The 6709-nt window shown below is 62.2% G+C and carries 7 protein-coding genes and 1 pseudogene; 4 read left to right on the top strand and 4 right to left on the bottom strand.

Annotated elements, in window-relative coordinates:
- Together HBA54_RS29050 and HBA54_RS12585 are read right to left on the bottom strand one after the other, a co-directional pair.
- Positions 1 to 105 (bottom strand): annotated as a pseudogene (locus tag HBA54_RS29050) (IS110 family transposase); the annotation flags it as partial.
- A gap of 116 nt (positions 106 to 221) precedes the next feature.
- Complete coding sequence (locus HBA54_RS12585) at positions 222 to 452, bottom strand: hypothetical protein (RefSeq protein ID WP_167224986.1); 231 nt, start codon at positions 450 to 452, stop codon at positions 222 to 224.
- Between HBA54_RS12585 and HBA54_RS12580 the strand changes: the two genes are divergently transcribed.
- Both HBA54_RS12580 and HBA54_RS12575 read left to right on the top strand, forming a co-directional pair.
- The gene (locus tag HBA54_RS12580) at positions 452 to 604 is read left to right on the top strand and encodes a hypothetical protein (protein ID WP_167224984.1); all 153 of its coding nucleotides are present in this window, start codon (positions 452 to 454) and stop codon (positions 602 to 604) included. The genes HBA54_RS12585 and HBA54_RS12580 overlap by 1 nt on opposite strands.
- 177 nt (positions 605 to 781) lie before the next feature.
- On the top strand, positions 782 to 2557 hold the full coding sequence (locus HBA54_RS12575) for a phosphoenolpyruvate hydrolase family protein (protein ID WP_167224982.1): 1776 nt from the start codon (positions 782 to 784) through the stop codon (positions 2555 to 2557).
- 74 nt (positions 2558 to 2631) lie between these two features.
- Here the strand turns inward: HBA54_RS12575 and HBA54_RS12570 are convergent, their stop codons facing one another.
- Positions 2632 to 3300 carry a FadR/GntR family transcriptional regulator gene (locus tag HBA54_RS12570; protein ID WP_167224980.1) on the bottom strand — a complete coding sequence of 223 codons (669 nt, stop codon included), beginning with the start codon at positions 3298 to 3300 and terminating at the stop codon, positions 2632 to 2634.
- A gap of 331 nt (positions 3301 to 3631) precedes the next feature.
- Positions 3632 to 4315 (bottom strand): hypothetical protein, encoded by a 684-nt coding sequence (locus HBA54_RS12565; protein ID WP_167224978.1) that lies wholly within the window; start codon positions 4313 to 4315, stop codon positions 3632 to 3634.
- Positions 4316 to 4606: 291 nt separating this feature from the next.
- On the opposite strand from HBA54_RS12565, the gene HBA54_RS12560 reads away from it, so the two are divergent.
- Both HBA54_RS12560 and HBA54_RS12555 read left to right on the top strand, forming a co-directional pair.
- A complete protein-coding gene (locus tag HBA54_RS12560) occupies positions 4607 to 5617 on the top strand; it encodes a branched-chain amino acid ABC transporter permease (RefSeq protein ID WP_167224976.1) in 1011 nt (336 codons plus the stop codon).
- A gap of 3 nt (positions 5618 to 5620) precedes the next feature.
- Entirely contained in the window at positions 5621 to 6691 is a 1071-nt protein-coding gene (locus tag HBA54_RS12555; protein WP_167224974.1) for a branched-chain amino acid ABC transporter permease, read from the top strand.
- Positions 6692 to 6709: the final 18 nt, after the last annotated feature.

The following is a 6709-nucleotide window of genomic DNA, read 5'->3' as shown; positions in this document are numbered from 1 at the left end:
GTTGCGGCCCAATTGTTTGCGAACAACAACCGTCCCGTCGCTGTCAACGGCATGTACCTGAAAGACGTTCTTTGCCAGATCAAAGCCGATCGTGGCAATCGTCATGGTGGATGGCCTCCTTCTAATGCAGTCGATGACAGCTCCATTATGGCGCCTAGACGCCGATCGAGGAGGCCGTCCACACCATCAAATCAGATAATATCGCCTAAAACCGCATCATATCAGGTCAAATCAGAAGATATCTGGTGCCGGTCAGCACCCAAATTACTTGCGTAGCGAGCCCCCGCAACCACCTTTACCAAACACGCCGTCCTCTCATCGAGGGCGGCTTTTTTGTTGCCTGAAGACAAGACCACCTCGACCATCCGGGCGATCTCGCCGACCAGCTCGATCTCGAAGGCTTCATCCCTGGGGCTCAAGACCACGCGCTCGATGAGGCTGCGCGATCCCATTGTTTGCGAAGTTCCTGGACATTCCTTATGTCCACGTCGTGCCGGTGATCGTGCCTCTCTGTGTGTTCGTCATCCCGATGGCGCTGGCTCTGGTGACGGCGATCCGCTCATCGCGGGCGCGGGCTTTGGACAAGCAGGAAACAGCGACTTAGCGAGCGTATCAAGGCCCGGCTAGGACGATAATGACACGTCAAGTGTCCGGCCTTGGCTATCGGGTGCCGCCAGCGCCGACAAATGATCTCGACCTCATTCGGGCGTTCGTTGGACGGAGACAAGACATCTCATAACCGGAAATGGCGGAGAGGCGGATAATCTGTTTAAACTGGGCGATGGACAGCGGACTTGAGACCAGCCGGCAATCCCCGCGGTTTGCATCGAGGTTCCTGATCGGTGCCGCCATCGGCTCGGGCACGACGGCCCTGGCCGCCGAGCGCGGCGGCGCCGATTTTCTGTTGGCGATCAACGCCGGGCGGCTGCGCAACATGGGCGCGCCGTCCATCGCCTGCATGCTGCCGATCTTCGACGCCGGGCCTTTGAGCCGGCGTTTCGCCCGCGAGGAGTTGCTGGCCCAGTGCAAGATACCGGTTCTGTTGGGCGTGAACGTCTGGGGCGCTACCTTCGAGCCCGCTGCGGTTGCGCAGTCGGTTCTTGAGGCCGGCTTTGCCGGCGCGGTCAACTTCCCGAGCTGCATGCATTATTCGCGGCCGATGCAGCAGATCCTGGCGCGTGCCGGGCGCGGTATCGAACGGGAAGTCGAACAACTGCGCGCTGTTCAGGACGCCGGCCTGACGTCGATCTTCTACTGCGCAACGCGCACGCAAGCGCGGTTTGCGGCAGATGCCGGGATCGATATGGTATGCCTCAATCTGGGTTGGAATGTAGGGGGCGTTCTCGGTCATCGCAGCCGCAGCACCCTGGAGGAAGTCGCCACCGCAGCGCGGGAGATCGGCCGGCTGATCAAGCGCATCCACCCGAAGACCCGGTTTTTCCTGGAAGGCGGTCCGATCGCCACTGCCGAGGATCTCGGGCGCGTCCTCAGCCTGGCGCCGATCGACGGCTACGTGGGCGGTTCGACCTTCGAGCGCATGCCGCTGGAAGACTCGGTGGCCGATCAGATCGACCGCTTTCGTCACGCCAGCCAGCGGCGGGCGGCACTGGACCGCGCCAGCGCCCGCCTTGTCGTCTGGTCGCGGCGCTTCGGCTTCGTCGGGCGCTCAAACGCCCATCTCGCCTTTCTGCGCAGGCTGCGCAGCATGGCGGGGGCTGCCGAGCCTGTCTTGCTTCTCGCCGAAAAGGGTCTTGTTCAGACGCCGACCCTGAATGCTCTCTGCGGCCTGAAAAACCGAGAGCGCTGGAAGGACGTTCTGCACGTTGATCTTGCCGGTGAGGATTTTCCGGCTCGCGCCAGAAATCTGCTGTTCGGTCACCGAGAAAGCACCGCCAAGCAGCCGCCGGCGCTGGCCGACAGCTCTGTCGCCCTGCTGGTAATCCATGCGCCCGAACGTTTGCCGGCGGCCACCCAGAAGCGGCTGGCCCGCGCTCTTCGCGAAGGGGTTTTCCGCGCACCGGGCCGCCGCCGCAGCCTGCCGATCCTGCCGCGTGTGGTCCTTGTCAGCGAGGCGCCGGTGACCGCGGGGCGCGAAACCGAAAGCCTTCTCGGCGCTGGCCTTGAGGCGGAACTGGTTGCCGCTTTCTCGGGTTGGACCCTGCGCCTGCCGCCGCTGCGCGAGCGCATCGACGACCTGATGGCGGTCATCGAGGCGCAGGCCTTCCGGAGCCTGGGCGTCGAGGTCGCGCGGTCATTCTTTACCTCCGCCGCCCTGCAGCACCTCCACGCGCACCTTTGGCCCGAAAACGATGCGGAGGTGCGCGCCCTGCTGGGGGCCCTGGTGCCGCGCGCTGGGGATGTGCCGGTACAACTCGGCGAGCTGTCGGCCCTGCTTCACCAGGAAGGCGGCGAAGTTTCCACCAGCCGCACAGAGAAGGACCGGATTGTCGATGCACTCTGGCGGCACGGCTTCAACCGCAGCCGTACCGCCGAGGTGTTGGGTGTTTCGCGCAAGACCCTTTACAACAAGATCCGGAAGTACGGCTTGGACGGCTGAGGCGACCCGTCTTCTTTCCGCCGGGGTCCGCGATGCTAGGCCGGCAAGGGTGGATTTCGGCGGCGCGGGTCTTTTTATCCCAACAGATTGTGCTGCACGGTCTTGAGATGGACGGTCATGGCGTTTCTGGCCGCCTCGCGGTCACGGCGCATAAGGGCGTCGAGAAGCGCTTCATGCTCTTTGCAGTAATGCCTCATGCGCTCTTCTGAAAATGCCCGCTTCTTCATGTCGAACCACAAGGGCTGGCTGCGCAGGAGCCGCAACAGATTATGGGTCTCCTTCAGCAACTCATTGCGCGTGCAGTCAAAGATCCGCTGGTGGAACACTGCGTCCCAGTCCTCGAAAGTCGGCATGTCTTCTGCTTCACATGCATTCTTGTGGGCCAGTTCGATCGCTTCGAGTTGCGTGTCGCTCGCCGCGGTCGCGGCTGCAGAAGCGGCGGCGGGCTCCAGCAAAAGCCTCAGTTCCATCAGATCTGCGGGACTTGTGCCCTGGATGCGTCCAATGATGGCGGCAAACGAATTGGTTTCCGGATTGGCCAAAAAGGTGCCGCGCCCGACCTGTCTGGTGACAATACCGTCGTCTTCGAGAAGTGACACGGCGCGCCTCATTGTATTGCGCGCGATCCCGTACTCGTCAGCCAGTTGTCTTTCAGGAGGCATTCGGCCCATCGCCGCCCACTCGCCGGCATCAATTCTCTGGCGTAGCTGTTTTGCCACTTCGTCGGCTACCAGTCTCGGCATGGCAATCTATCTCTTAACTGATCCAATAATGATCCAATTGTACCATTACTTCAGAAGGATCAATAATACAAAAAGCTGATATACAACGGATTTTTTTGACAATTCCTTGTGCGGCGAAATACCATCAATATTAAAAAGAAATTGGTTCAATAAAGGGCCAAGAAAAATCAGGGAGGCGGTACCATGTTAGAGCGTGGCTTAGGCGCGTTCTTGGCTGCGATTTCGAGCCCTGCGGTTGGCTTACGATTAGAGCGGCATGGGTTTCTTTACGACTCAGGCTCCGCGTGACCTGTTTTCGCAAGCGGTGTGATCAGGCAAAGCCGGCATCGCGTCATGCCGGCACCGGCCGGCAGACCAGCCCGTCGACGGCTTCCGGCCAAATGCCTTCATGTTCGGCTTCGCTTTTATCCCCCAATCCGAGGATCGGCCCGGTCCACACCGTCTCGTCGATTGCGCGCCGAACCTCCAGCGCCGCGGCGCCGCGCTGGCGGAAGGACGGAAAGCCGGCCGCGAAGTCGGCCACCCGCGGCATGACGATCAAGGCCGTTGGCCCGGCGGCCACCGCCAGCTTTGCACCCTTGCCGTCGGCGACGACGGCCAGCGCGCCAAAACCCGCGTCGCGGCAGGCCGCCAGCCTCGTGTATTCCAAGGAACAATCGAGGCCGACATCTTTCAATTGCTGGGTGAATTCTGCGTCTTGTTGTTCTGTGCTCGGCAGATTGGTCACCCAGCGCACGCCAAGGCGGTCGAGCCGGTTGATCTCCAGGCGCAGATTGAGGAATGGATCGGCCAGGAACAGGCCGACGGCATGCCCGGACACCGTCTCCGGCGCCGCCTCGAGCGCCCGCATGGTCGCGGCCAGGCTGTCTTTGTTGGGCAGCAAGAGGCCGACTTCCTCAGGCAGATCGTCGCTCCGCAACGGCGGCGCAATCGTCACCAAAGCTGGCGGAAGTGGATGGCCGGGCCATTCACTTCCGCTGCGAAGCACGATCTTCCAGAACATAAGATTCAACATAACGGACCAGATCTTACCCAAATTTACCCAGATTGGCAGTCAGAAGCAGTTGCGGGGCGTTTCGAGACGGGACAGGCTTTGTCTTGCAGCCGGACGGCTGTTGCGGCCCCAAGAGAATCAGGTGCAAGCCGAGATGGGGCGATGGCATGAGCTTAAGGCACCCGCAAAAGGGCGCCGGGCTCAAGGGAGGAGCAAGGCGATGGCGGGGACGCCGGGTTTCTGGGACCAAACCGTCCATGCCCAATCGGCCGTACCGGTGACGACCGGATGGGCGACAGCGGGGCGGGCGGCATGAGACAGTTCGTCGAGCGCCATACTTTCTGGGCGATCATCATTTTGCTCGCAGCCGCAGTGCTGCTTTGGATGATCTTCGCGGTCTGGCCGGAATGGCTGATTTCCGCAATCGGCCGCAAGAAGACCTTCGTCAACACCCTGCTGAACGGCGTGACCCTCGGCGGCCTCTATTTCCTGGTCGCCAGCGGCTTTACCCTGGTTTTCGGCCTGATGCGCAACGTCAACCTGGCGCATGGTTCGCTCTACCTTCTGGGCGCCTATATCGGCTACGAAGTCGCCGAAGCGAGCGGCAACTGGTTTCTCGGTCTCGCCGTCGCCTTCCTCGCGATGGCCGCCAGCGGTGTGCTGATGCAGGTGCTGATCTTCCGGCGCATGGAAGGCGATGACCTGCGCCAGACCCTGGTCACCATCGCCATTTCCATCATCGCCGCCGATCTCATGCTCGCGGTCTGGACCGGAACGACCTATCAGTTTGCGCCGCCGGAATGGCTTTTCGGCGCGACCACGCTGCCGATCGTCTCGGTCGTCAAGGCCTCCGGCGATCCGGTCTTTATCAAATATCCGATCTACCGACTGACCGTGCTTGGCGTCGCCCTGACCGTCGGTATCGGGCTCTGGCTGTTCCTCAACCGCACCAAGATCGGCATGATGATCCGTGCCGGGGTGAACGACCGCCAGATGCTTTCGGCCAGCGGCGTCAACGTCCAGCTGCTCTTTGCGCTGGTTTTCGCCATCGGCGCCGGGCTTGCCGGCTTTGCCGGGGTTGTCGGTGGGACGGCGCTTTCCATCGCGCCGGGCGAGGACATCCGCTACCTGCTGGCCTCTCTGATCGTGGTGATCGTCGGCGGGCTCGGCTCGGTCACCGGGGCCGCCATCGGCGCCCTGCTCATCGGCCTGGCCGAGCAGTTCGGCCTCGCCTATTTCCCGACCTATGGCGTGGTCCTCACCTTCCTGATCATGGTCGTGGTGCTCGCGGTGCGCCCGCAGGGCCTTATGGGCGAGGGCTAGGCGATGGATGCAAGGCAGCTCTTTTCGGGAAACAGCCTGCTCTCCGAGCTTCGCCCGGGGCCCCTTGTCGCCGTTGCCTTCCTGCTTGCCTATCCGGCCTTTGCCAGCGACTTCTTCATCTTCCAGATCGGCGCCTACTCGCTCATTCTCGGGACAATCGCCCTGTCGCTGACGATGCTGGCCGGCTACGGCGGCATGGTCAGCCTGGCGCAGCTGACGGTGGCCGGTCTTGCCGGCTATCTCGTGGCGATCCTCGGCGACAACAGCGTCGGGGTCATGGGTCTGGGCTGGCCCTGGTGGCTGACGGTTCCGGTCGCCATACTCGGTGCCGCGCTTTTCAGCGTCTTCGTCGGCGCCATCTCGGTGCGCACCGAAGGCATCTACACCATCATGATCACCTTGGCCATTGCGGTGGCCTTCTTCTACTTCGTGCGGCAGAACTACGTCATCTTCAACGGCTTCACCGGATTTGCAGGTGTTGAGCCGCCCGCCATCTTCGGGCTCTACTGGCGCGATCCCGCGCCCTTCTACTACCTGACCCTGGCCCTCTCCGGCGGTTTCTTCCTGGCCGTCCTCTATGCCTCGCGTTCCACCTTCGGGCTCAGCCTGCAGGCGATCCGCGACAATCCCCGGCGCATGCGCGCCCTGGGCTATGACGTCACCCTGCACCGCATCGTCGCTTATTTTCTCTCCGGCCTGATTGCCGGAACGGCGGGGGTCTTGCTGGTCTGGTTCAACGGCCGGATCTCACCGGGATCGGTCGGAATCGACGTGGCCATCGACATCCTGGTAATCGCGGTGGTCGGCGGGATGCGCCATCCGGTCGGCCCCTTCATCGGCGCAATCGCCTTTGTGCTGCTGGAGAACTTTGCTATCGACCTGATCGACCGGGAACGTTTCAACACCGTCATCGGGCTGGCCTTCTTGCTGGTCGTTCTGTTCTCCCCCGACGGCTTGTTGGGGATCTGGAACCGGCTAAGAGACAAGCTTCGACTTGGAAGAAATGCGCGGCAGGACGCCAGGCGCGGAGAAGGGGGCGAGCGGCAGCCGGCCGAATCGCTCGAACAAACCTGAAAACTCAAAAACCAAGGA

Source organism: Pelagibius litoralis (assembly GCF_011683915.1).
GTDB classification, from domain to species: Bacteria; Pseudomonadota; Alphaproteobacteria; order Kiloniellales; family Kiloniellaceae; genus Pelagibius; species Pelagibius litoralis.
This window is presented reverse-complemented; position numbering and strand designations above follow the sequence as displayed.

Coding starts and splice junctions, on each gene's coding strand:
- HBA54_RS12565 (WP_167224978.1), bottom strand. CDS start 4,315: ATGTTGAATCTTATGTTCTGGAAGATCGTGCTTCGCAGCGGAAGTGAA.
- HBA54_RS12570 (WP_167224980.1), bottom strand. CDS start 3,300: ATGCCGAGACTGGTAGCCGACGAAGTGGCAAAACAGCTACGCCAGAGA.
- HBA54_RS12560 (WP_167224976.1), top strand. CDS start 4,607: ATGAGACAGTTCGTCGAGCGCCATACTTTCTGGGCGATCATCATTTTG.
- HBA54_RS12555 (WP_167224974.1), top strand. CDS start 5,621: ATGGATGCAAGGCAGCTCTTTTCGGGAAACAGCCTGCTCTCCGAGCTT.
- HBA54_RS12575 (WP_167224982.1), top strand. CDS start 782: ATGGACAGCGGACTTGAGACCAGCCGGCAATCCCCGCGGTTTGCATCG.
- HBA54_RS12585 (WP_167224986.1), bottom strand. CDS start 452: ATGGGATCGCGCAGCCTCATCGAGCGCGTGGTCTTGAGCCCCAGGGAT.